Annotated in this window: 12 protein-coding genes and 1 tRNA gene; 5 read left to right on the top strand and 8 right to left on the bottom strand. The window is 63.6% G+C overall.

Features of this window, described 5'->3' with window-relative positions; all coding sequences use genetic code 11:
* Positions 1-180: 180 nt before the first annotated feature.
* From OH491_RS03525 to ispG, 4 genes are all read right to left on the bottom strand, one after another.
* Complete coding sequence (locus OH491_RS03525) at positions 181-1,203, bottom strand: peptidylprolyl isomerase (protein WP_068769311.1); 1,023 nt, start codon at positions 1,201-1,203, stop codon at positions 181-183.
* Positions 1,204-1,471: 268 nt separating this feature from the next.
* Positions 1,472-5,179, bottom strand: coding sequence for a transcription-repair coupling factor (gene mfd / locus OH491_RS03520; protein ID WP_068769312.1), 3,708 nt, complete (start codon positions 5,177-5,179; stop codon positions 1,472-1,474).
* A gap of 236 nt (positions 5,180-5,415) precedes the next feature.
* Entirely contained in the window at positions 5,416-6,492 is a 1,077-nt protein-coding gene (locus tag OH491_RS03515; protein ID WP_068769313.1) for a tRNA dihydrouridine synthase, read from the bottom strand.
* A gap of 97 nt (positions 6,493-6,589) precedes the next feature.
* Positions 6,590-8,839 (bottom strand): (E)-4-hydroxy-3-methylbut-2-enyl-diphosphate synthase, encoded by a 2,250-nt coding sequence (gene ispG, locus OH491_RS03510; RefSeq protein WP_084441935.1) that lies wholly within the window; start codon positions 8,837-8,839, stop codon positions 6,590-6,592.
* 356 nt (positions 8,840-9,195) lie between these two features.
* Here ispG and OH491_RS03505 point away from each other — a divergent pair, with 356 nt between their 5' ends.
* Positions 9,196-11,004, top strand: coding sequence for a cation:proton antiporter (locus OH491_RS03505; protein WP_068769314.1), 1,809 nt, complete (start codon positions 9,196-9,198; stop codon positions 11,002-11,004).
* A 75-nt stretch (positions 11,005-11,079) separates the two neighbouring features.
* Here the strand turns inward: OH491_RS03505 and OH491_RS03500 are convergent, their stop codons facing one another.
* Positions 11,080-12,756 carry an NAD+ synthase gene (locus OH491_RS03500; RefSeq protein WP_068769315.1) on the bottom strand — a complete coding sequence of 559 codons (1,677 nt, stop codon included), beginning with the start codon at positions 12,754-12,756 and terminating at the stop codon, positions 11,080-11,082.
* A gap of 187 nt (positions 12,757-12,943) precedes the next feature.
* On the opposite strand from OH491_RS03500, the gene OH491_RS03495 reads away from it, so the two are divergent.
* From OH491_RS03495 to OH491_RS03480, 4 genes are all read left to right on the top strand, one after another.
* Positions 12,944-13,549 carry a Maf family protein gene (locus OH491_RS03495; protein ID WP_068769819.1) on the top strand — a complete coding sequence of 202 codons (606 nt, stop codon included), beginning with the start codon at positions 12,944-12,946 and terminating at the stop codon, positions 13,547-13,549.
* Positions 13,550-13,610: 61 nt separating this feature from the next.
* Positions 13,611-14,798 carry a hypothetical protein gene (locus OH491_RS03490; RefSeq protein WP_145928628.1) on the top strand — a complete coding sequence of 396 codons (1,188 nt, stop codon included), beginning with the start codon at positions 13,611-13,613 and terminating at the stop codon, positions 14,796-14,798.
* Positions 14,795-15,724, top strand: coding sequence for an RluA family pseudouridine synthase (locus OH491_RS03485; RefSeq protein WP_334319131.1), 930 nt, complete (start codon positions 14,795-14,797; stop codon positions 15,722-15,724). Before OH491_RS03490 ends, OH491_RS03485 begins: the two co-directional genes overlap by 4 nt.
* A gap of 189 nt (positions 15,725-15,913) precedes the next feature.
* A tRNA-Pro gene (locus OH491_RS03480) sits at positions 15,914-15,990 on the top strand.
* Positions 15,991-16,406: 416 nt separating this feature from the next.
* Here the strand turns inward: OH491_RS03480 and OH491_RS03475 are convergent.
* From OH491_RS03475 to OH491_RS03465, 3 genes are all read right to left on the bottom strand, one after another.
* Positions 16,407-18,233, bottom strand: coding sequence for a sialidase family protein (locus OH491_RS03475; RefSeq protein ID WP_334319132.1), 1,827 nt, complete (start codon positions 18,231-18,233; stop codon positions 16,407-16,409).
* Positions 18,234-18,355: 122 nt separating this feature from the next.
* On the bottom strand, positions 18,356-19,513 hold the full coding sequence (locus OH491_RS03470) for an aldose epimerase family protein (RefSeq protein ID WP_068769318.1): 1,158 nt from the start codon (positions 19,511-19,513) through the stop codon (positions 18,356-18,358).
* A 48-nt stretch (positions 19,514-19,561) separates the two neighbouring features.
* Entirely contained in the window at positions 19,562-24,772 is a 5,211-nt protein-coding gene (locus OH491_RS03465; RefSeq protein WP_342750860.1) for an autotransporter-associated beta strand repeat-containing protein, read from the bottom strand.
* Positions 24,773-24,876 lie beyond the last annotated feature (104 nt).

Genomic DNA, 24,876 nt, shown 5'->3' with positions numbered 1-24,876 from the left:
ATGGAAGCCGTTAATGGTAGGGCGAGGCGTCCCGCCGAGCCGTGCGAATCGCTCGCGGCTCGGCGGGACGCCTCGCCCTACCTGAAGTGTGATCGCATCTTTCGCCGACATTCCAGCCGGACAAAGCCTGCGAGATGCGTCCCCAAAAACATCCCGCCGTCTTCCAGTCGCCCGCCGCGCTCAGTAATACTTTATGTAGCCGTTGCGGCGGAGGCGTTCCAACCATTGCTCCTGGCTGGTGCGGGCCATCTGCTGGACCAGGATGCGCTCGATCTGGTCGCGCACTTCGTCGAGCGGCTGGAGACCGGCGTGTTTGCGCTCCTCGACATACATCAAAAACGCCCCCTCGGGCATGAGGATCGGGTCGGTCACTTCGCCCTTGTTCAACTTGAAGAGCGGTTCGCTGAGTTCGGGCTTCAAGTCGGAGCGTTTCTGCCAGCCCCAGTCGCCGCCTTTGCTGCGGCGGGTGTCCTGGCTGACTTCCTTGGCGATGTCGCCGAAGGCTTCGCCGTTTTTCAGGCGGTTGACGACTTCGTTGGCCTTGACCTTGAGTTCGGCATCGCTCTCGCCGTTGGTCCGGCTGAACTGGATGAGGCGCAGGTGGACTTGGTCCTCCTGATGGAAGCGGTCCTTGTTTTCGTTGTAAAAGGTCTCGACCTTCACGGGGCTGACGACGCTCTGGCTCTTGCGCTGCTGGGAGCGCATGTAGCCGTAAATGATGTCCTCCTCGATTTCGCGACGGTATTCGCGGATGGTTTTGCCCTGCTGGCGGAGGCTGGCGAGGAATTTGGAGCGGTCGTTGTCGTATTGGGTGATGATGATTTCGGAGAGCTGGTTGTCGATGAAGCTCGTGGGGATGGATTTCTTGGGCTCGCCTTCCTTTTCCTTGTAAAATTCCTTCACGATGAGGACGCGGTCAACGTGCTGCTGGATGATGTCGTCCTGAAGGGCCTGGAGCTTGTTTTCAAAATCGCGCTGGCTGGTGGCGTCGCGCTGGATCTGGGGGAGGAGCGGCTGGATTTCGCGGCGGATGTCGTCAACCGTGATGGGGCGGTCCTCGACGACGGCGACGATGCCGTTGGCGAAACGCAGATCAAGGCCGTCGGAGGGCGGTTGCTGCGGCTGAGCGCCGGATTGCTGGGCGGCGAGGCGCGGGAGAATGGCGGCGGCGAGAAGAAAGGCGATGCAACGAATGGGCGGCATGTGCGGCTGGATTGATTGGAAATGTATGCTTTGTCGTGAAAGTTAGGTGGAGGCGGGAGGCGGTCAACAGTGGAAAAAGCGATCGGTGAAGAACCATGGCGGCATGTCGGCGGAGGCGGGCTGGCTGCCCTTGCGACGCGTGCCGGCATGGTTCTTGGACGAGAACGCGGGCGATTTGTTCATGAGGGGCTCTGGAAAATCATGAGTGCGCGGGTAGCTCCGGAAATGCCGGATTGAAGTGGCACGGGCGAGTCGCCCGTGCCACTTGTCATGGATTGGGCTGGTTGTTGAGGAAGGTGATGATTTCGCGGAGGCGCGAGAGCGGCTTGGGGGCGGAGAGGCGGGGAAAACGGGCGCCGTGCATGATGAAGTCGTCGCGTTTGCCGGTGTTGCGCAGGCATTTGAGGCGGGTGCTCTCGGTTTCGACGGAGAGGATGCCTTTTTGTTCCGCGCGGATGCGAATCTCGGTGACGAGCAGGAGTGCCCGGATTTCCTCGGGAATCGGGCCAAAGCGGTCGCGGAGATCGGCTTCGATTTCTTTCAGCGCGGCAGGGCTGTCGGTCAGCGCGAGGCGGCGGTAAAGGTCGATGCGGAGGCGCGTCTCGGCGATATAGGAAACAGGGATGCGCGCCTGGATCGGCGCGAGGGGGACGATGCCGCTGGCGTCGTCCTCGGCGGCTTTGATGGCGGCGTAGCTGGATTGCGGAATGGGGGCGGATTTGGATGCGGGGGCTTGAAAAGTGCGGTGTGGCGGGAGGGCTCCGCGGGCATGGCGCGGCGGCTCAGCCGGAGGCTTCGCCCTACCCACGGGCGGGGAGTCCGCGCCGCTTTCGGCCTCGCCGACATACACAAAATCAAGCTTCACGGTGGCGCGGATGGCGGCGGCTTGTTTTTCGCCTTTCAACCGGGCGACGGACTGGCGGAGGAGCTGGCAGTAGAGTTCGAAGCCGACGCCGACGATGTGGCCGCTTTGCTGCGGGCCGAGGAGATTGCCGGCGCCGCGGAGCTCGAGGTCGCGCATGGCGATGCGGAAGCCGGCGCCGAGCTGGTTGTGCGCACGGAGGGCGTTGAGGCGCTGGCGGGCGATTTCGACGAGCTGCGTGTGGCGGTGGAGGAGGAGGTAGGCGTAGGCTTGGTGCTTGAAGCGGCCGACGCGGCCGCGGAGCTGGTAGAGCTGGGAGAGCCCGAAGCGGTCGGCGCCTTCGATGATGATGGTGTTGCAGTTGGGGATATCGAGGCCGCTTTCGATGATGGTGGTGCAGACGAGGACGTGGTGGTTGCCCGCGACAAAATCGGTCATCACGCGCTCCAGGTCTTTTTCGTCCATCTGGCCGTGGCCCACGCCGATGTCGAGGTCGGGCAGGAGTTCGCGGAGGCGGGCGGCGACGAGGTCGATGGTCTGGACGCGGTTGTGGAGGTAAAAAACCTGGCCGCCGCGCCGGATTTCGCGGCGGACGGCCTCGACGATGATTTTTTCGTCATAGGTCTTGACGATGGTCTGGACGGGGTGGCGGTTGACGGGGGCGGTTTCGATGACGCTCATGTCGCGCGCGCCGGTCATGGCCATGTAGAGGGTGCGGGGGATGGGCGTGGCGGACATGCTGAGGACATCCACGGTGGCGCGCATGGCCTTGAGGGTTTCCTTGTGTTTCACGCCGAAGCGTTGCTCCTCGTCGATGATGACGAGGCCGAGTTCGCGGAAGCGGATGTCTTTTTGAAGAATGCGGTGGGTGCCGATGAGAATGTCCACCTGCCCGGCGGCGGTAGCGGCGACGATTTTGTTTTGCTCGGCGCGGGTGCGGAAGCGGGAGACCATCTCGATGTTGACGGGGTAGCCGGCCATGCGTTCGCGGAAGGTGTTGAGGTGCTGTTGCGCGAGGACGGTGGTGGGCACGAGGAGGGCGACCTGGCGGCCGGACTGGACGGCCTTGAAGGCCGCGCGGATGGCGACCTCGGTTTTGCCGAAGCCGACGTCGCCGCAGATGAGGCGGTCCATCGGGCGCGGGCGCTCCATGTCGTCCTTGGTTTCGTCGATGGCGCGGAGCTGGTCGCGGGTTTCGGTGAAGGGAAAGGAGGCTTCGAATTCCTTCTGCCAGACAGTGTCGGGATCGAAGGCGTGTCCGGGCCGGGCTTCGCGCGAGGCCTGGATGCGGAGAAGTTCGGCGGCGAGGTCGATGGTGGCGAGTTCGGCGGCGCGGCGGGTTTTTTCCCAGCGGCCGGAGCCGACGCGCCCGAGTTGCGGACGGGTCTTGCCGAGGCCGACGTAACGGCTGACGAGGTGCGATTCCTGGAGCGGGACGTGGAGGGTGACGCCGTCGTCGAATTCGAGCGAGATGACCTCGCGCGCGCCGCCGGCGTGCTCGACGCGGGTGAGGCCGCGGTAGTGCGCGATGCCGTGCTGGAGGTGGACAACGTAGTCGCCTTCGACGAGTTCGGAGAAATCGAGGAGCTGGTCAACCTGGGCGCGCTGGGCGGTGAGGCGGCGTTGCGCGGAGGTGGAGCCGGGGCGGCGCGGGCGCCGCCGGCCGAAGAGTTCGGTTTCCGTGACGAGGACGAGGCCGCGGGAGGGATTTTCGATTTTCGATTCTCGATTTTCGATTGGGCGCTGCCGCGCCGTTGTTCCGAAGGGAGCGGAAGCTCCTTCAATCGAAAATCGAAAATCGAAAATCGAAAATCCCTCCCCCCGATTGGTGATGCGGAATCCTTCGTTTAACGTCCCCCGGAGGTAGCGGGGGCGGAGTTTTTTCAGCTTGGAATCGGCGGCGAGGATTTCCTTGGCGCGGTTTTCCTCGCCTTCCTTGGCGGTGACGATGGCGAGTGCGTAGCCTTCGTGCGACCAGGTGGCGGCCTGGGCCAGAAAACGGGCGCGGGCATCTTCCTCGGCTTGGAGGCGTTCGTTGGCGACAAGTCCATCGGAGGGATAGTTGCGATGGTGCGCAAGGCTTTCCGTGTCCCAGAGGTTTTCCTGCGTGTCGGGCGTGTCGAAGAGCGCGGCGGCCTCGTCGAGATCGCTCACGCCGAGGAGCGCGGCGAACCGGGGCAAGAAGCCGGCGAGGGTGGGGGATGCGCCGGCGTCGACGGAGGCGTTTTCCAAGGCCAGCCGGCTGAAGGCGGCGTCAAGGGCGGCGGGCTCGACAAGGAGGAGATTGGCGGCGCGGGCAGGAAGGTAGTCGGCGAGGCCGGTTTTCGAGGGGGCGAGGCGGACGCGCGGGGTGGCCGAGAGCGTGATGCTGGCGACGGATTCGCCGGAGCGTTGCGTGACGGGATCGAAGGCGCGGATGTCCTCTATTTCGTCGCCGAAGAAATCGAGGCGGTAAGGCTGCGTGGCAGTGACGGGATAAACGTCGATGATGCCTCCGCGGATGGCATAGTGGCCGGGGGCCTCGCAGACGGCCTCGGAGTCGTAGTCGAGCGCACGGAGTTTTTCGAGGAGTCCTTGGAAGGACTGGCTTTGCCCGCGCGCGAGGGTGAACTCGGCGGTGGCGAATTGCTCGAGCGCGGGGACGGGTTGCAGGAGCGCGGCGGGGGTGGTGAGGACGAGGAGGGAGTGCGGAATGCGGATTGCGGAATGCGGAATGGGGGAGCTTCCGCTCCCGTTCGCATCCGGCGCGGGAGCGCCTTTCATTCCGCAATCCGCAATCCGCATTCCGCATTCGCCAGCGCTGCGCCGGGCGCGCAGGGCGGAGAGGACGGTGAGGCGGTCGGCGGAGGCCGCAAAGGCTTCGCGCATGTCGCCGGTGTCGGGCATGGACTCGGGGAAAAGGAGCACCTCGGCGGACGCCGCCGGGGAGGCATGGGTTTCCAGAAAGAACGAGATGTCCTCGGCGAGTTGCTCGGCAAGGCGGGCGTGTTCGGCCACGATGATCCATACCGGCGCGGGTTGGGCGCGGACGAGCGCGGCAATGACCGCCCCGCGGGCGGGCGGGCAGACGCCGACATGTTTGGCGCGATACGGGACCTGGCTGGCTGCTGACATGAAACAGACAGGGGAACGGTTTCGCCGGGGAAATGCAAACCCGCGCGTGGCGGAATGCTCGCACCGGGGCGGAGGGGAATGGGGGGTGTAACTCAAAGTTGAGTCACTCCCTCTTTCTTCTTTCCTCTTTATCTTTATCTTTCGTCAGGCATGGGCAGGGAGAAAGAGGAAAGATAAAGAATAAAGAGGAAAGATTCCGGCGGTGTCATCACTTTGAGTTGCTCCCGGAAACGGGGTCAGCCGCCGCCAATGCCGGACGCCGCCGCGGCGGAATCCGGCATCTCGCAATTCGGGCGGGCGATGACGCCGGGGTAGGGTTCCAGGGCAAACTCGCGCGCGGGCTCGGCCAGCAGATGGCGGTCGCACACGGCGAACAACCCGGCGGCGGTCGTGGCGCGCCGCATGTCGCGCAAAAACGCGCCGTCCGGATCCACGGACTGGCCGGTGAAATTGAGGAATTTTTTCATGCGGCTCACATGCGCGTTTTCGGGGATGCCGGGCTGGCGCGTGGCGTTGAAGAGGTGCCCGATGTAGTCGCGCACATCGGCGAACGTGACCGGCGTGACGGGACGTCCGGCGAAGTGCTCGCGGCACTGGCGGAAGATCCACGGGTTGCGGATGGCGTGGCGGCCGATCATCACGCCGGCGGCGCGGGTTTCGGCGAGCACGCGGGCGGCCTTGGCGGCGGAGGTGATGTTGCCGTTGGCCATGACGGGGCAGCGGACCCGCGCGACGGCCCGGGCGATGGCGTCGTAGTGCACCTCGCCGCGGTAGAGTTCGCGCACGGTGCGCCCGTGCACGGCGAGCAGGTCGATGCGGTGCTCGTTCACCAGGTCGAGGATGGCGTCGTAGTGCCCCGTATCCTCAAAACCAATACGCATCTTCACGGTGAACAGGCCCGGCACGGCGGCCCGGATGGCGGCGAGGATTTTTGAGATTTTATCCGGCTCGCGCAGGAGGCCGCCGCCGACATTTTTCTTGTAAACCTTCGGGGCCGGACAGCCGAGGTTCAGGTCGATGCCGGCGACGGGGTGGCGCAGAAGTTCGTCGATGGTGCGCGCGAGATGCGCGATGTCCTCGCCGATGAGTTGCGCGAAGACGGGCCGCCCGGTGGTGTTTTCGTCGATGGCGCGCAGGATGTGTTTCTCGGGGCGCGATTGCGAATGGACGCGGAAAAACTCGGTGACGAAGTAATCGGGGGCGCCGTAGTGCGCCGCCACGCGCATGAACGCAAGGTCGGTCACGTCCTGCATCGGGGCCAGCGCGGTAAGCGGCTGGCCCGGAATGGTCGGTGCTGGAAGCGGCGCGGACATGGGCGATTTTTAATCGTTCTCGTTTTTCGTTCCCGTTCTCTTTCTCGAAACGCTCCGAAACAGAAGGGAGCACGAGCAAGAGAACGGGAACGATTGTTCAGGGGGCGGGATCGAGCCACTTGCCGTGTTGTTTGATGAGAGCGATGAGGCGGGCGTCGGCTTCGGCTTGGGGGATGTTGTATTGGACGCAGGTTTTGCCGACGTAGAGGTTGATTTTTCCGGGAGCGCCGCCGACATAGCCGAAATCGGCGTCGGCCATCTCGCCGGGACCGTTTACGATGCAGCCCATGATGGCGAGTTTCACGCCTTTGAGATGGCCGGTCTGCGCACGGATGCGCTGGGTGGTCGTCTGCAAGTCGAAGAGGGTGCGCCCGCAGGAGGGGCAGGCGACAAACTCGGTTTTCGAGATGCGCGAACCCGCGCCTTGGAGGATGTTGTAGGCGAGACGCGTGGCGCGGACGGGATCGGCGTCCGTTTCCACGCTGACAAGGTCGCCAAGTCCGTCGCAGAGCAGCGAGCCGGTCAGAATGGAGGCGTCGAGCAGACGGGAGAGAAAATCGGAGGAATGCGGATTTCGGATTTCGGTTCCGAGCGAAGCGACATGCCCGCCATGCGGAGTGGAGGCGGAAGCGAGCGCGGATGAGGGCGTGTTGCGAATCCAGAGCGGGGCTCGGGACGCGGTATGGGGCGCGAGACCGCGGAGAGATTCGGCGAGCTGGCGGTAGCCGCCGACAGGATGGGTCGCGCGGGATTCGGCGGCGGTGTCAGCGAGGGTGAAGATGAGCGCGGCGGCGTCAGGCAGGGCGAGCAGCGCGGGGGCGAGCGCGCCGAGATCCCGCGCGGTGGTGGCGATGACGAGGGGAAAGCGGCGGGACTGCGCGAGCGCGGCAAAGTCGCGAAGCGCGGTGGCGTCGGCGGCGGTGAAGGTTCGGAGCAGGAGGATGGGCGCGTCCGGAGGCAGGAGGCCGAGGGCGGAATGGAGTGCGCCGGCGGCGAGGGTAGGGGACAGGTCGAGGATGAAGGCGGGCGGCGATTGTATTTTATTTACGGATACAATCCGGGCGGCGAGGAGGCCGGCATCGCCGCGCCCGGCGAGAGGGACGATCACGGCTTCGGCCGGCGTGTCGGCGAGAAGCGGGGACGAAAGTTTTTCCAGCGTTTCGGGGAGCGCAGCGGCGGCGGGCGCCCGCACGATGACGCGGGGCGGCTGTGCGATGGAAATTTCGGCGGCGGAGGCGAGGGTGAGCGGGGCGATGTCGCGGCGGGTATAATGAAACGGATCGATATGGTCCTGGTCATCGCTGCTTGGGCGGCGCGGGGCGCCGTCCACGGGCGGGACGCCCGTGCCACCCGAACCATCCGCGCCAATTGGATTCACGGGCGGGGCATTCGTGCCTCCATCCGTCACTTGATACTTGTTACTTGATACTTGATACTTGTCCGCAGTCATTTCATCCCGCCGCCACAACGCGTGCGCCTTGGCGGCGAGCGCCTGGGCGACGGGAATTTCATAGATGCTGTCCTCGGTGAGGGAAACGCGGAGGGTGTCGCCGAGGCCGTCGGCGAGCAGGCTGCCGATGCCGATGGCGCCCTTGATGCGGCCGTCCTCGCCGTCGCCGGCCTCGGTCACGCCGAGGTGCAGCGGATAGTGCATGTCCTCCTCCTGCATGCGGGCGACGAGCAGGCGGTAGGCCTGGATCATCACCTTCGGGTTGGAGGATTTCATTGAGAGGACGATCTGCCTGAAGGAGTGGCTTTCGGCGATGCGGAGAAATTCCAGCGCGCTCTCCACCATGCCGAGAGGCGTGTCGCCGTAGCGGTTCATGATGCGGTCGGAGAGCGAGCCGTGGTTGGTGCCGATGCGAAGGGAGCGCCCGAGCGCCTTGGCGCGCAGGACGAGCGGGGTGAACGCCTCGTGCAGGCGCTGGAGTTCAAGGTCGTAATCGGCGTCGGTGTAGTCCTTGTGGGCGAATTTTTTCTTGTCCGCGTAGTTGCCGGGATTCACGCGGACTTTCTCGACGTGCTCGACCGCCTCCATCGCCGCGGCGGGGAGGAAGTGGATGTCGGCGACGAGCGGGATGCGGGCGAAGCCGGCGGCGTCGAATTCCCGGCGGATGTCGCGCAGGCAGCGCGCGGCGGGTGTATTCGGCGCGGTGATACGGATGATCTCGCAGCCGACCTCGGCCAGCGCGATGCACTGGCGCACGGTCGCGGCGATGTCCTGCGTGTCGGTGGTGGTCATAGACTGCACGCGGACCGGGTTTCCGCCGCCGATGCCGACGCCGCCGGCATTCACTTCGATCGTGCGGCGGCGGATGGATTGGAAACGTGAGACACAGTAGGACATGATGGCGTGCGGAAACGGAGGACGAAAACGGGAACCCAAAACAGGCAGGGCAGCAAGAGCGATTGCGGAGGGGCGCCGCGACGGGCTCCGGCGCGGCGGCGGCGCTCGCGAAAGGAAAATAAAAATGCGGTCCGATGCATTTTGTCTTCGCCAAGGGTTTGCCCGGGCATTCAGAAATAAAGCGCCGCGCGCCTGTTTCGCTTCCCCGCATGCCATCGGTGGTTGCGAATCTGCCGCGGTCGCGGCCGCCTGCGGTTGCCGGGCTCCGGCACGGTTTCTGCGCGACATGCGCGTTTTCCTTTCCAGCCGCGGCGCCGCCCGCATGCGGTCATCGTAACCTTCAGCACCTTCCTCCCATGCACGACATCTCGCTCATCACGACCATCGCCTTCGGGTTTGCCGCCGCCTTGTTTTTCGGGTTGGTGGCGAAAAAAATCGGGTTGTCGCCCATCGTCGGTTATCTGCTCGCGGGCATCGCGGCGGGACCGCATACACCGGGCTTTGTCGGCAACATCCAGCTCGCCGGCCAGCTCGCGGAGATCGGGGTCATTCTGCTGATGTTCGGCGTGGGGTTGCATTTCCACCTGAAGGACCTGCTGGCGGTGCGCAACATCGCCATCCCCGGCGCGCTTGGGCAAAGCACGCTGGCCACGCTTGCCATGGTCGGCGTGGCGACGCTCGCGGGCTGGTCATGGACGCAGGGCGTCGTGCTCGGCATCGCGGTGTCGGTGGCGAGCACGGTGGTGCTGCTGCGCGTGCTCATGGACAGCCGCACGCTCGAGACCGCCTCGGGGCACGTGGCGATCGGCTGGCTCATCGTCGAGGACATCATCACGGTGCTCGTGCTCGTGGTGCTGCCCGCGCTGGCCGTCAACACCAGCCTGGACAATGTCGCGCTCGACGCGGCGCACGGCGGCACGGAAGCGGGCAAGGGCGTGCTGTGGGCGGCGGGCATCGCCATCCTGAAGCTCGTCGCGCTCGGCGCGATTGTCATCGTGGTCGGCTCGCGTTTTGTGCCGTGGGTGTTGATGCGGGTGGCGCGCGTGCGCTCGCGGGAGTTGTTCACGCTGGCGGTGCTGGTCATGTCCATCGCCATCGCGACGGCCGCCTACGCGGCGTTTGGCGCGTCGATGGCGCTGGGCGCGTTCATGGCGGGCATGCTCGTGGGGCAGTCCAAGTTCAGCCACCAGGCGGGCTCGGAGTTGCTGCCGCTGCGCGATGCGTTTGCGGTGCTGTTTTTCGTGTCGGTCGGGATGCTCTTCGATTTTCGCTCGGTGATGCAGACGCCGCTGCTGCTCGCGGGGGTGCTGGTCGTCATCCTGATGGTGAAGCCGCTCGCGGCGTTTCTCATCGTGCTGCTTTGCCGGCACACCGTTCACACCGGGCTCGTGGTGGCGGGCGGGCTCGCGCAGATCGGCGAGTTTTCATTCATTCTCGCGGAGGTGGCGCGCGCCAACGGGCTCATCCCGACGGAGGCGTATTCGCTGCTCGTGGCGGGGGCGATCATTTCGATCAGCCTCAACCCGATCGTTTTCAACCGGCTGCTCGCGCTGGAGCCGTGGATTGAGAAACACGCCTCGTGGGTGCGCTGGCTCGGCCGCCGCGCCGACGAGCACGGCTCGGCCATCAACGCCGTCACGCCGCACGGCGACGGCGCGCCGGCCGACGCCATCGTGGTCGGGCACGGTCCGGTCGGTCGCGCGGTCACGGAGGTGCTGGGGTTGTTCAAGGTAAAACCGCTCATCATCGAAATGAACGTGGACACCGTTTCGGAACTGCACAACCGGGGCATGCGCGCGCTTTATGGTGACGCCACGCGCCCGGAGATCCTCAAGGAGGCCTGCCTGGAAAAGGCGCGCTGCCTCGTCATCACCACGCCCGAGCCGGCGACGCGGCTGGCGATGATCGTGGCCGCGCGCGAGGTGAATCCCGGCATACACATCCTCACGCGGGCGCGTTACGTGAGCGAACACGCGGCGCTGCGCGAGGCGGGGGCGAGTGTGATCTGCTGTGACGAGCTGGCCGGAGCCGCCGGCCTCGCGGAGGCGCTGCTTATCGACCAGGGCGTCCCGAGGGAGCAAATCGAACGCGAGATCGGACGCATCCGCGCCGACTGGGGCCAGACGGTTTTGTCGGCGGTCGGCGACGGTTCGGCGACAAAGTGAGGGCGGGATCCGCCGCGCCCGGAGTGATGCCGGCGGGGAGCCGGTTCGTTTTTGGACAGCCGCAGACTGCGCCGTTCAGTTCACGTATTTCTGGACGATGGGAATGCGGCGGCCGACGCCGAAGGCGAGCGGGGTGATTTTCAGGCCGGGGGCGGCTTGTTTGCGTTTGTATTCGTTCAGGTCCACCTTGCGCGCGATGTCGTTCACCGTCGCGGCGGCGTGGCCGCGGGCAATGAGTTCGCGGCGGCTCACGCCTTCCTCGACATAACCTTTCAGGATGGCGTCGAGTTCGTCATAGGGCGGCAGGCTGTCCTGGTCGAGCTGGCCGGGGCGGAGTTCGGCGCTGGGCGGTTTCTCGATGGTGTTCCACGGGATGAGCTCGCGGTCGCGGTTCATCCAGCGGGCGAGGGCGTAGACCTGGGTCTTGAAGAGGTCGGAGATGACGGCGAGGCCGCCGCACATGTCGCCGTAAAGGGTGCAGTAGCCCACGGCGATCTCGCTTTTGTTGCCGGTGGTGAGGAGGAGCGAGCCGAATTTGTTGGAGAGCGCCATCATGATGACGCCGCGCACGCGGGCCTGGATGTTTTCCTCGGCGACGTCGCGGGGGCGCCCGGCAAAGCACGGCGCGAGGGCGCGCTCGCAGGCGGCGACGGTGTCGGCGATAGCGATGGTTTCGAACGCGATGCCCAGGTTTTGCGCGAGGCGGCGGGCGTCGTCACGGGAGTGTTGCGAGGAGAATACGGACGGGAGCGAGATGCCGGTGACGTTTTCCGCGCCCAGCGCGTCGGCGGCGAGGACGGCGACAACGGCGGAGTCGATGCCGCCCGAGAGCGCGACGTGCGCGCGCTTGAAGCCGCTTTTCACGGCATAGTCGCGCAGGCCGAGGACGAGCGCCGCGTGGATGTCGGCCGGTGTGTTTTTTTCGGCATCGGTCGAATGGGATCGGGTCAAGTCGAGCGGGGGAGGCACGGTGGCGCTGGCGGTGCTCAGCCCGACCTCCACGACACGCACGTCCTCCGCGAAGGCCGCGAGGCGTTCGCGGACGGCGCCGTCGGGCCCGGCCACGAGGGACTGGCCGTCGAAGATGAGTTCGTCGTTGCCGCCCACGGCGTTGACATAGACGAGCGGGCAGCGCAGGGCGCGGGCGGCGTCGGTGACGAGTTGCTCGCGCACGTGGTCCTTGGCGTGGTGCCAGGGGCTGGCGGAAAGATTGATGGCGAGGTCGATGTCCTGCGCGGCGAGCGTAGAGACGGGATCGATGTGGTAGAGGCGGCTGGTCGGGATGGCCGGGTTTTTCCAAATATCCTCGCAAATCGTCACGCCGATGCGCAGGCCGGCGTGCGTGATGACGCGCGGTTCGGCGGCGGCCTCGAAATAGCGATCCTCGTCGAACACGTCATAGGTGGGCAGGAGGCATTTGCGGGCGATGACGTGCACCTCGCCATGATGGCAGAAGGCGGCGGCGTTGTGGAAGCGGCGGCCTTGGAGGGAAGGGTTGGTCTCGACAAAGCCCACGAGCGCGGGCACCTCGCCGGTGTGCGTGGCGATTTCGGCCAGCGAGTCCTCGTTGTCGGGGACAAAGGCGCTCTTGAAGAGAAGGTCGCGGGGCGGGTAGCCGGTGACGACAAGCTCGGGATAGACGACGAGTTGCGCGCCTTGGGCGACGAGGGTGTCGTAGGCAGCAAGGATTTTGCGGCGGTTGCCCGCGAGGTCGCCGACGGTGGTGTTGAGTTGGGCGATGCCGATGCGCATGGAAAGAAAAGTCTGAATGGCTGGAGGGCTGAAAGGCTGAAAGAAGCGCGGGCGATGGGCGAGGGGATTTTGCCCTGAATCCTTTTCCCGGGTATTCCGCGGGCTGATAGAAACTGGGTTGATAAAAACGAAAGGGCGATTTTTGGGTTCAAGTCCGCCCCGGATTGCGGCTTGCTTGCCGATTCGCGTGAAATCTTTTGCTGGAAAAAACTCTCCGCCCGCTCTGCGTCTCATCCTTGCGTCTGCGTCGCCGCGCCGGAAACAACTCCTCGGCGAACTCGGCCTGCCCTTCGACATCGTGGTGGCCGACGTGACCGAGCACGAGGAGCCGACCACCGATCCCCGCGTGATGGTCGCGCACAATTCCGCCCTCAAGGCCGACTGGGTCGCGGCGCGGCATCCGGATGCGTTTGTGCTCGGCGCGGACACGACGGTGTTTATCGACAACACCGTGCTCAACAAACCCGCCGGCCTCGACGAGGCGCGCGCCATGCTCAAGCGCCTCGCCGGACGCACCCACACGGTGTTTACCGGCGTCGCACTGCGCCGCGCGACGTCCGGCCTGCGCATCGACGAGGGCGTGAGCAGCGAGGTGGAGTTCAAGCCCTTTGACGACAAGGCGATCGACGCCTACTTCCGCATCGTCAATCCGCTCGACAAGGCCGGCGCCTACGGAATCCAGGAAGGGCGCGAACTCATCATCGCGGGCTGGCGCGGCTCGTTTTCAAATATCATGGGCCTGCCGATGGAGGCGACGAAACAAATTTTGACTCGGTGCGGTCTGTTGCGCTGACTTGCACGAGAAACATCAACCGCCAGCCGGGTCCGGCCTTCCGCCGCCCACCTTCCGCCTCATGCCGCCCATTCCGCCGCAGCGCCGTCACATCCGTTCGCAACGCCACCGCGAACGCCGGCGCGTCGCACCGCCCGCGCGCCCTGCCACCCAGCAGCTTCGTCTTTGGCTGGCGGACCGTTCCGCGCGCCGGACTATCGGGATCGGGTTGGTGCTCACGCTCTTGCTCTGGCCGGTCTTGGTGTGGCTCTTCACCCTTGGCATGGGGCATCTCAGCGGCAGCCACATGGCCGGCCGCCAGCCCTACGAGAAACCCAAGCCCAGCTTCGACATCGAGATGGTGGATGACCTCACCCCGACGCCGCCACCGCCGCCCGAGCGGTTCGTGGAAACCAATCCCGACGCGCCGGAAAACACTCCCGACAAAACCCGCAACACCGGCGCGCAAAACCAGCAGGCCGCGCAGGAAGTTCCCACGCCCGACGGCAAAAGCGACACGCCCGCGCTCGAAGGCAAAAAGGACATGGATGTCACGCAAATCGTCAGCGGCCGCCTCGCCCCGCCCACGCCGCCCGAATCGGCCCCGCCTCCGCCTTCCGAGGCCGCGCCCGCCCAGGCCGCCGCGCCCGTGCCTTCCGCGCCGCGCGAGCAAATCCCGCTTTCCGGCGACCAGGAAATCACCGGCGAGAGCGAAACCGGCTACGGCATGAGAAAGGCCGAGGACATCGGCAAACCGCCCACACCCAACGCCACCGAGCACGTGACAGGCCGGCCCGACGCGCCCGACGCCCCCATCGTCGCGCAGGACGCCCAGCCCCAAATCGACCCGCGCCGCCCGCAGCCGCGTCCTCGCGTGAACAAAAACGTGCGCCCCGCCATTTTTGCCGAAAACAAATTCGGCACCTCCAACATCGGCGCCATCGCCTTCGACGCGAAATGGAGCAACTATGCGCAATACCTGCAACGTCTCATCGACACCGTGCAGGTGCAGTGGGAGCGCATCTTGGACAACACCCGCACCTTTCCGCCCACCGGCACGAAAGTGACGGTGAAATTCCGCCTCGAAGCCACGAAAGGCGCGGTCAGCGAAATCATCGACACCGAAAGCAACGGCGGCTCCCAGGCCGAGAGCCAGTGCAAGAGCGCCATCACCGACCGCTCGCCCTACGGGGCGTGGACGGAGGACATGGTCGCCATCTTGGGCGAGTCGCAGGAACTCACGTTCACGTTTTATTACGGCACGCCGTGAGCCGCCTCGCGGACAATTTCTGGGAAACGCTTCCACTCGGTCGCGGCGTGACGCTCATCACCCGCGATCCCAATGGCCTTGCCGCGCTTTCCAAGCCCGCCGGCATCCTCTCGCATCCCAACGAGCCGCGCGACCAGCCGCGCTCGTTGCTCAACGCCCGCTACAACGCCGACGGTGAATACTACGAGTGGCCAGCCGAGCCGCTGGCGCGGAAGTTGCAAGTAACAAGTGACAAGTGGCAGGAGACGCATCCAGCGCCGCCACCGGCAGCACCAGTGCCGCTGGCAACACCGACGACGACGGCAACATCAGCGCCGCCGGCATCCTCTCTTGTTACTTGTGACTTGCCACTTGAAACTTCCGCGCCAGCGGCTCGGCTCTGGCTCCTCAACCGCCTCGATTCCGCCACTTCCGGCGTGATTCTTGTCGCGGCCAGCGAATCGCTTGCGCGTGAAATCCGCGCTATGTTCCAGCGGCGTCACATCCACAAAACCTACGCCGCGCTCGTATTCGGCGCGCCGTCCGAAGACCGCCAGCGCTGGACGGACCGGCTCGCCATCGAAAAACGCCGCGGACAGATCCGTGCCAACGCCTCCGCCGGTCACATCCCGGCCGAGGCGCACATGACGCTTCTGCGTTCCAACCGCCGCGCCGTCCGCTCGCTTTCGCTCATCCAGCTCGAGCCGAAGACGGGCCGCAGCCACCAGCTTCGCGTGCAGTGTGCCCGCCGGCATCTGCCCATCGTCGGCGACGCCACCTATGGCGATTTCCGGGCCAACCGTGATTTTGCGAAACGCACGGGGGAGAAACGCCTCTTCCTGCATTCGCTCGAAACCCGTTTCGATTACGAGCATGCCGGACGGGTTTTCACCTTTGCCGCCCGCGCCGGGTTGCCGGAGGCGTTTGAAGAGGCGCTGCGCCCGTGAATTGGAGGGACGGCCTCCGTGCCGTCCGCGGTTTGGAGAAAAAGGGCCGGAGACGAGCAAGGCAGACTCCATCCCTCCGCTCCAAACAAGAAAAACGCGGACGATGTTTTTTACCTTGGAAAAACTTGTGGAAAATTCTCCTTGCTGCCCGCGCCGACCCGGCCCATGTTGGCCGGCTCAATCACACATCGGGGTGTAGCTTAGCCTGGTAGAGCGCTACGTTCGGGACGTAGAGGCCGAGAGTTCGAATCTCTCCACCCCGACCATTTTCAATTCAGGGGAGAACTTGGGTGGCAGATCGTTTAATCGGAGTTGCATTATATTGCGGAGTAGCGATTAACAGATCCTTCTCTTGTTAAACGATCCCCGTAGCAATTACCCATTAGAGATTTTGCTCGACATGCCGGATTTTTCGTGGCGCGAAAGACAGGGTAGGGTGTTTAATCCTATTTCGCCCAGCACCGATGCTCCCGAGTCGATGTGGGTTACGAGCGAGGGAGTCCGACTATCACGCCGCGGGCATGGCTTGGTCGTCTGCTGCGTGCTCGCCGCTTTCATTGGTTCTTTCGGAATTTTGATTCATCGGGGTCGCCTCCCTCTCGCTCTTATCGCTTAAAAAATCTGCGCAACTTTCCGGACGTTATCAATTTTGAGGATAATGACAGGATCCTTGGGACAAGCTCTAGTTTAACATTACCTGCAACCACTCCTGCGGATAATCGCTGTTTTCACCGGCCATGTCTTCCCGGGTTGACAGCGGTTTTTCCTTGGAGCCTCCTTTGTAGTAACGTATGAGATGGGCACGGAACTGGTCTTTCGCCGTGGGTTTTCCTCCCAGCAGATTCCAGTCAACAGAGACCTTGGCGGCAAAGCCCAAATCCTGGTCCTCGTCGTTGTTTACCGTCCCCTCAACCTCAATATTATTGGTGATTCCCTTGCCTATGAGCACCCACGAATAACGCTCCTCCTTGTAAACAGTATACTGACCAGCGGCATTGACTGTGATTTTATAATTTTGTGACCGGCCGTTTTCGACCGTGCGGTTGAGCAACATTGCCGACGCATCCGAATTTTGGGGCGTAAAGGCCGAAAGGGCTTTGTCAAACAGATAGGTGGCAAACTGAAACTCCCTGTCTGTATATCCGAAATTCACGAACACCTGCGAATCAATCTCCTTGCCCAGGAACCAGTAGTCATTGCGCGATTTGTCGAATTGATTGATTGGAGCCATCGTCAGGTCACCCTTGGCGATTGTCTTGGCATAGTTCAGACGGCCTTTAATCACAAGCACCTTGTAGCGTTCCTTTCCGGTTTCCGCATACTTAACCATCGCCGTGGCGATAACCTCATTGTTGCCGATGTCATCGATCGAGCCCCAGTAACCCTTGAACGGGGAGGTCGCAAAGCGGAAGTTATCGGCTTTTTTATCGCCTATGAGCGTCCAGATTCCCTCGACTCCTTTATACGTGCCATTGCACAGCACCACCACTTCACCTGTTCCGAGTTTTGCGGAGTATGGCCCGTAAGCCCAAAGGTCCTTGTTGATTTGCTTTTTCCAGGGGTAATCCGGCCCGCCTTCCCTGGCCACTTTCTCATGATCAATGCGCCAGTTGACATCGGCCGGAGTCTTCACCACGACCGGAGTCTGATCCATGACATGGCGACCGTGCCAGACTTCGATTGGAACGGCAATGCCGTTGTTGTCATCAAGCCATACGCCGGAGGGCATGCCGTCGTATGAGGCCCGTTCGTCGAAAGTGCGCGAAATGGTTTCATTGTCCAACCAGGTGCAGAGTTCCTTGCCCTGCCATGTTTTTCCGCCATCCATGGAGCGAATGACGACCGTGCGCGGATTTGATATCTTGTTCACCACCTCCTGGCTCGATGTGATATACATCTGAATCTCGCCTGACGGGAGTTGCAGCATGGCCGGCTCCCAGCAGCGACCGCGATAAATTTCCCTCGGTTTGGAAAAGGTGCGGCCCGAGTCCTCGCTGAACATGATTTCGATGCCGCAGTTGTCGTTGGTGTTGGGAATATCACCATAGCCCCGCCTGTAACGCCATTGGTAGGCAAGCAGGATGCGTCCGTCCTGCAACTGGATGAAATCCGAGTTGATAAACACCTTCTCGTCCCTCCCGACCGTGGAGGTGGCCCGGTGCTTTTCCCTTAACATTTGCGCGTCGCCCCAGGTTTCCCCATTGTCCTCGCTGCGTCGCACATAGACGTTCCATCCGACATGGTGATTGTTAAATGACATGAGCAAGGTCCCGTCCTTGAGTTTTTTTATGCGCGGATAGCTGAGGTTTTTCTCGACGAAATCCCTGTTGCCGACACGAACTTCCGTCATTTCCTGATAGGTAGCATTGTCCCAGGATATGCGGACGCGACTCTCGTCCCCGTCATTGGTGTTCGCACGGCAGACGGTCATCAGGCCGCTTATCAGCGCCATTGATGCCAATGCCCGCAAATTTTTCATTTTATTTTCGGCTTTGATTTGATTATCCATTGTATTATCGGCTTTGGTTTGGTTGTCAGGTTTTGAATTTGATTTTTGTATTTGTAATCCGCGATGCCCATGCCTCGTTCCAATATCATTGGTGATCCGATGTTATATTATTAAAGTCCGTTTCATTTTGCGTAGAATCTGAACTCGGTGGTGGAATAATAGGACTGGCCCGGATATAGTATGCTGGATGGGTATTCCGGATGGTTGGGCGAATCGGGATAGTGAAGCGTTTCAAGCAGCATGCCTCCGAATTTTTCGAGCGGGCGGCCCTCCTTGCCCACGATCTTTTCAGACAAGGCGCGCCCGGTATATGTCAGGAGCCCGGGTTCGGTCGTCCATGTCTCGACGCCGCGGCCGCCGCGCGGCTCCCACAGATCGGCGGCCCGTGCAAGTTTTCCATCCTGGTTGCGCAAGACCCACGTGACGGAGAAGCCGCGCATGGTTTGGAAATGTTCGTTGGGCGTGTCGATTGCGTGGTCAACTCTGCGGGGATTGCGCAAATCGAACGGGGTGCCCTCGACCGGCTTCGTTGGCCCGGCAGGCACAAAATGCGATGTGTTGGGCAGGTATGAGTCCGCCTCGACTTGCATGATGTGATCCATCACATACCCTCCCTGTGAACCTTTCAGATTGAAGAAGGTGTGATTGGAGAGGTTCACTATGGTCGGTTTGTCGGTGGTGGCGGCATATTCGATTTTCAGCACGTTGTCCCGGCTCCACCAATAGGTAACCGTGGCGTCGAGGTTGCCGGGATATCCTTCCTCGCCGTCGGGGGACATGCGCGAGAAACGTACCCCGACCCGCTCGGTTTCCTGGAGAATCTCGCCCTGCCACATCACACGGTCAAATCCCTTTTCCCCTCCGTGCAGATGCCCGCGATAGTCGCCGAATTGTTCGTTCCGTGAGAGTTGCACCGCTCTGCCATCGAGCATGAAACGGCCCCCTGTTATCCGGTTTGCATAACGGCCTATCGCACAGCCAAAAAAGCGTTCCTGGCCGGACTCGAAATCTTCAATGCACCCGTAACCGGGCACGACATCGTCGATCTCGCCCCGGCGGTCGGGCACACAAATGCGCACGATGCGGCAACCGTAATCGATCACATCCACCCAGGAGCCGTTGCCGCTTTTGAGCCGGTATAGGGTCACCTTTTCCCCACCCGACAACTGTCCGAAACCGATGGTTTCGACCGAGGGGGATTGCGCGGGCGAAGCGAGCGATGACGATAGCGCAGGCTTCGTCTGCGTTGTTTCGGGATGATGCGATTTGTTGGTTTTCATGGCTTGGTATCTTTCTGCTCACTATCCGCCACTCGCTACTTTCTTCCCTCACCATCTCCAAGCGATGCCGAGGTTGATGGTATAGTCTCGCAACTTGCCGCCGAGCTTGGTGGAGGCGTCGGCTTGGACTTCGAGTTTTTCATTGATGCGCATGGTCGCGCCTCCGCCAAGCAGGAACGAACCGCCACTGAAATCGTCCGTGTAATCATAGCGGTCTCGCGGGCGGGTGCTGTCGGCATCGAAATAGCGTGTTACTCTCACGGTGCTGGTCCCCTTGTTTTCGTTGTTGTAGGCCATGCGCAGGGAGGGAAGCAGCATCAGCTTGTCGCGGAGCTTGACAACCCGGGCAAATTGCAGGCCCACGCGTTCGCGGTATGAGATGATGTTGTCCATTTCATAAAAGCGGTGAGCGGAATCCTGAACGCTGGTAACGCTCGTGCTGTGCCAGGCGATCTGCGCCTGCGGCTCCACCAGCCAGCCGGACTTGGTCTTGATCGTGTAACCCATCTCCACCGCCGCGCCCACACCGCTCGCGCGGATCTGCAAATTGCGCGGCATGAGATCAACCTCTATTGTGTGGCGGATCGTGTCGGCAAACACGATGGCGCTGGCATAAAACGCATTGTTGGGCCGGTAGCCAACATGGACGCCGCCTTTGTATGAGAGAGTCGTGGTATCGGCATCGTCCATGCTTATATGCGTGTCCACACAATCAATGAACACGCCCGTTACCCAGGGGGAATCGGTTGCGGTCCTGCTCCTGCCTCTGCCCCTGGTCTCGGAGGCCTTGGTGTAATTCATCCCGGCCTGCACGCCCTTGGTGATGGCTTGCGCGCCGTGGTAGAGGGTTTCCTTGATGGTGTCGTGGCGGTAGGTGGAGTTCACCCACCAGTCGTAGCCGGGACGCAGGCCGCCTTCGTTGTTGAGACGCATCGCTGCGTTTTGCCGCGAGAGCGCGTCGAGTGTGGTTTCCGTGCCGATGAGGAGCGCGGCGTTGATGCCGGCCACGGCGGGTATCAGCGGCACGAGGCGCGTCTGGCCGAGCACGTAGTTGCCGCCGTCCTTGGTGACATCCCAGGCGAAAATAGCATCCGCGGGGCTGGCGTCCACGTTGAATGTGAAATCGGCGGTGTTGTCGGCGGACTCGATGAGCACGACCGACGACGGGGCCGGGCCGGAGATGAACGTGTAGCCGTCGTCGGTGGTCTCGGTGAGGGACACGTTGACGACGCCGCTGCCGGTGATGAATTGCGATGCCTTGAGGTAATCCGAGCCGAGGATGACGCCTGCGGTGGAGTTTACGGTGGCGGACATGAGCAGCGTGCCGTTGTGGTCGAGCGAGGCGGAGGCTTGGCGGGTGCCGCGCATGTCGAGAGTGGCTCCGTGGCCGATGACGAGGGCGGAGGCGGGGTTGAGGCGGTTGTTTGCACCGGGCCTTAGCTCGCCCTCGAGGATGCGGGTGGCGCCGGTGTTGCCGAGCGTGCTGGTGAGCGTGAGCACGCCCGAGCCGCGTTTTTCAAAGGCGCCGGGGCCGGAGATGGCCGGGGTATAGCTGACGGATGTTTCCTGGACGAGGATGAGCGTGCCGGCGGTGTCGGTCGTGACGCGGGAAGTTTTCAGGACGGCGGCATCGGCCTGGAGCGCGCCGCCGGCGATGTGGTAGCCGATGGTGGCGGGGGTGTTGGAGTTGGTGATCACGAGCGTGCCCGCGCCGAGTTTGGCGAGGGTGCCCGTGCCGGCCAGCGCGCTGGAGAGCGTGACGTCGTCGTCACCGGTGTCGAATGCCGGCATGAAGCCCGTGCCTGCGAGCGTGAGGGTGTCGGAAATCGTCATGGGGGCGAGGGTGCGGAGCGTGCCGCTTCCGGTGAAGCGGATGCCGGCGCCGGCGGTGCCGAGTTGCGCGGTGTTGCTGAAGGCGAGCAGGCCGGCGTTGATTTCGACGCCGCCGATGAAGGTGTTGGCGGCATTGTTGAGCACGAGCGCGCCCTCGCCTGTTTTCACCAGTCTGCCGCCGGGGGCTGTCACCAGCGTGCCGGTGACGGTGGGGGACGCGTTGATGGCCTGGCCGGTGAAGGTGAGCGTGCCGGTGTTGTCAACGAGCATGTCCGACACGGTGACGGCAGCGTCGATGGCGATAGTGGTGGCGGTGGTGGTGGAGAAGCGCACGGTGTCGGCGTCCTGGAATTTCAAATGGCCGCTGGTGTCGTCGCTGTAACCGCGCCAGTTGTCCTGCGCGATGTTCCACCGGGTGGTGCCGCTGGCGCCCGTCCATTCCATGTAGCGCGAGTCGTCGGCTTCGTGGATGAAGAACAGGGTGCCGGCAGAGGCGGCGAGTTCATAGTTTGCGCGGAATGTTGAATCCACCAGGAAGCCTTTGACTTCGAGGTTGGCTATGTCCGCGAGCGAGGTGGCGTTGCCGAGGGCGTAGGTGCCGGAGTCGATGTGGCCGAATGTCAGGCCGACAATGTTGCTGGCCGTGTCGGTGGTGATGGCGCCGGTGACGTTGAGGGTGTCGGCGAGGCCGCCGACGTGGATGCCGAAATCCACGCGGGCGGAGCCGGTGAGGGTGAGCGCGCCGCCGATGTTGAGCGTGCCGCCGGCGGGCGTCGCAAACGGCGCCCCGGCGAGGAGCACGCCGTTGTTGATGGTGATGTCGCCAGTAAAGGCGCCGTCGCCGCCCGCGGACGCGCCGGCGGAGACGGTGAGCGGGGAGCCGAGTTGAGCGCCATCGGCGAGGAGGAGGCTGCCGGCGGTTACGCTGACGGGCGCGGTGAAGGAGGAATTATCGGTGGCGCGCAGTATGAGCGAACCGGCGCCGGTTTTTGTGAGCGCGCCAGCGGCACCCGTCGAAGAGAGGGCGCCGGTGTATTCGACGGTGTGGCTCTGGGTGTTGAAGGTGGCGTTCACGCCGGCGATGGAGATGGCGTTGGAGAACGCTCCAGTGGAGCCGGTGATGTTGCCGTCGACGCGGAGTTCGGCGTCGCCGGTGAAGGTGATGTTTGTGCCGGTGGTGTCGAGTTGCGCGGCGTTGTTGAAGGAGAGGACGCCTTGCTCGATTTCGACACCGCCCGCGAAGGTGCCAGCCTCGTTGGCGAGCACGAGCGTGCCCGCGCCTTTTTTGACGAGTTTGCCAGTGGTGGCGTCGGTCGCGGTACCGCCGAGGGAGACAAGGCCCGGGATGCCGTCAAACGAGGCGGAGTCGGCGCTGGTGGTGAGTGCGCCACCGACAAAGGTGAGCGTGCCGGTGGTGGCCACCTCGATGTCGCCGGCGGTCACGCCCGCCGGAATGATGGTGATTGTGCCGGAGGCGGAGGCGCCGAAGCGCACGCTGTCGCCGTTGGCAAAGCGGTTATCGCCGGCGGCGCTCCAGTTTTCCGAGGCGGCATCCCAGATGCCTCCGGTTGCGCCGGCCCATGTCACGCGCAAGTTGTAGATGGAGGCAAGGATGGAGATGTCGTTGGTGCCGAAGGTGAAATCGACGCTGTTGCGCCCGGTGAGCGTGGCGCCGTTGACGGTATAGGTGAAGTTGGACATGCCGGCCAGGATGCTGTCCGAGGACGAGATGATGGTGTAGGCGCCGTTTTTGAGGTTGATGAAGTCGATGGTTGTGGTGCCGGAGGCGAGGAGTCCGCCGACGTTGAGTTTCGTGGTGGCGGGGGTGGCGAGGTCGAAGCTGAGCATCGAGCCGTGGGCAAGGGAAAGCGTGCCGGTGACGGTGCTGCCGCCGCCGGAGAAGGCCGCGCCTGCGCCGACACTCAGGGCGCCAAGTGTCGTGCCGGGCGCGAGGGTGACGGAGCCTTGGTTGACCGCGAGCGTGCCGGCGAACGCGAGGTTGGGCGTGGCGAACACGAGGGAGCCGGCGCCGGTTTTAATCAGGGCGCCGGCGGCGGTGGCGTTGGCGGCGGCGAAACTTCCGTTCCATGTGAGCGCGGCGGCACCGGTGTTCATCTCGGCGGTGGCGGCTGGCGCGATGGAGAGGTTGTAGGAAACTGTCACCGGGGTGCCGGCGGGAAGGGAGGGGGCGCCAAACGCGAGGGTGCCGGCGGAAACGCCGAGCGCGCCGGAGAAGCTGGAGGCGGGGGTGAGCGTGAGCGAGCCGGCGCCGAGTTTGTTGAATGCGCCGGTGCCGGTGAGGGTGAGGTTGTGTGCGGCGGGCGTGTCGAGAAGGAGAGCGCCGTCAACGAGGATGGAGTCGCCGCGGATGCTCGCGGTCGAGCCGGCGAGGGTGCCGGAGCGCACGATGGTGCCACCGGTGTAATTGTTAGCGCCGGTGAGGGTGGTGAGGCCGCCGCCGTTGACTTCGACGGCGAGCGAACCGGCGAGATTGTTCGCGAACGTGTAATTTGCGGTGCTGTGCGAAAACAAGACGCGCGCGCTGCCGGCGCCGCCGGTGATGGTGACGGGGCTTGTGCCGTTTGCGCCGGTGATGGCGCCGGCACTTGCTCCGGCGATTTCGAGCAGGCCGGTGGCGGTGGCGGCCTGGGCGAGGGTGATGGTGCCGGTGCCGACACGCACGGAGCCGCCGTCGCGCAGCATGAGCGTGCCCGTGCCGCTGTTGCCGATATTAATGTAGGTGCCGGCAGACAGGCTGCCCGCGAGGTTGAGGAGACCGACGCTTCCGGCCGACTGGCCAACATCCAAGTAGGTGGAGATTGATACAACGCCGCCGGGGGCGACATCCATGGTGCCCTGGCCCTGGCGGCCGAGCAGCATATAGGAACCGACATCCAAGGTGCCTTCGACGTTGGCGAAGCCCCTGCCAGAGGTGCTCTGGCCAAGGTTGAAATACTGGAGGGCTTGCACCGTGCCGGTGGAGGCAATGTCAAGGTGGCCGGTGCCGGAATAACCGGTTATAAGATAGGAGCCGATGTGCATGAGCCCCCCGACGATGGCACGGCCGCGACTGCCGCCGCTGGCATAGCCGATATAACCGACGCCGGTGGTCCAGTCCACACCGCCGGCTTCGATGACAAGCGTGCCGGAGGAACCCGCGCTCTGGCCGACGGATATCACGGCATTGGTGGCCGAAACGCCGGTGCCGATGGTGATGCCTCCGGTTTCGATGTAAGCGTTGTCGCCGGCGGCAGGGGCGCCGCGCAAGGCGCCGGTGGTGCTGCCTTCGCGCCAACCGTTGGGGGTGAACCAAGTGCCCGTGACTCCGGGGTCCCAATAAATGTTGTCGGCGGGGAGCGAAAGGCTGAAAGCCTGAAGGCCGAAGGCCAGAAAAAGGCAGCGTGTGAAAGTGCGGAGTGTTTTCATAAGATGCGGGTGGGGGATGAAGAAAATTAAGGATTAAAAAGCGGGGCGGCGGATGTGGCGGCGAGTGGCGGGCGGGCGGATTTCGGGATGCGGAATGGTTTTTC

It is taken from the genome of Termitidicoccus mucosus, from assembly GCF_038725785.1.
Taxonomy (GTDB): Bacteria; Verrucomicrobiota; Verrucomicrobiia; order Opitutales; family Opitutaceae; genus Termitidicoccus; species Termitidicoccus mucosus.
The sequence above is the reverse complement of the archived record's forward strand: the minus strand, read 5'-3'. Positions and strand labels throughout refer to the sequence as shown.

Excerpts from the sequence above, each read along its gene's own strand:
- OH491_RS03525 (WP_068769311.1), bottom strand. The coding sequence starts at position 1,203 with ATGCCGCCCATTCGTTGCATCGCCTTTCTTCTCGCCGCCGCCATTCTC.
- mfd (WP_068769312.1), bottom strand. The coding sequence starts at position 5,179 with ATGTCAGCAGCCAGCCAGGTCCCGTATCGCGCCAAACATGTCGGCGTC.
- OH491_RS03515 (WP_068769313.1), bottom strand. The coding sequence starts at position 6,492 with ATGTCCGCGCCGCTTCCAGCACCGACCATTCCGGGCCAGCCGCTTACC.
- ispG (WP_084441935.1), bottom strand. The coding sequence starts at position 8,839 with ATGTCCTACTGTGTCTCACGTTTCCAATCCATCCGCCGCCGCACGATC.
- OH491_RS03505 (WP_068769314.1), top strand. The coding sequence starts at position 9,196 with ATGCACGACATCTCGCTCATCACGACCATCGCCTTCGGGTTTGCCGCC.
- OH491_RS03500 (WP_068769315.1), bottom strand. The coding sequence starts at position 12,756 with ATGCGCATCGGCATCGCCCAACTCAACACCACCGTCGGCGACCTCGCG.
- OH491_RS03490 (WP_145928628.1), top strand. The coding sequence starts at position 13,611 with ATGCCGCCCATTCCGCCGCAGCGCCGTCACATCCGTTCGCAACGCCAC.
- OH491_RS03475 (WP_334319132.1), bottom strand. The coding sequence starts at position 18,233 with ATGGATAATCAAATCAAAGCCGAAAATAAAATGAAAAATTTGCGGGCA.
- OH491_RS03470 (WP_068769318.1), bottom strand. The coding sequence starts at position 19,513 with ATGAAAACCAACAAATCGCATCATCCCGAAACAACGCAGACGAAGCCT.
- OH491_RS03465 (WP_342750860.1), bottom strand. The coding sequence starts at position 24,772 with ATGAAAACACTCCGCACTTTCACACGCTGCCTTTTTCTGGCCTTCGGC.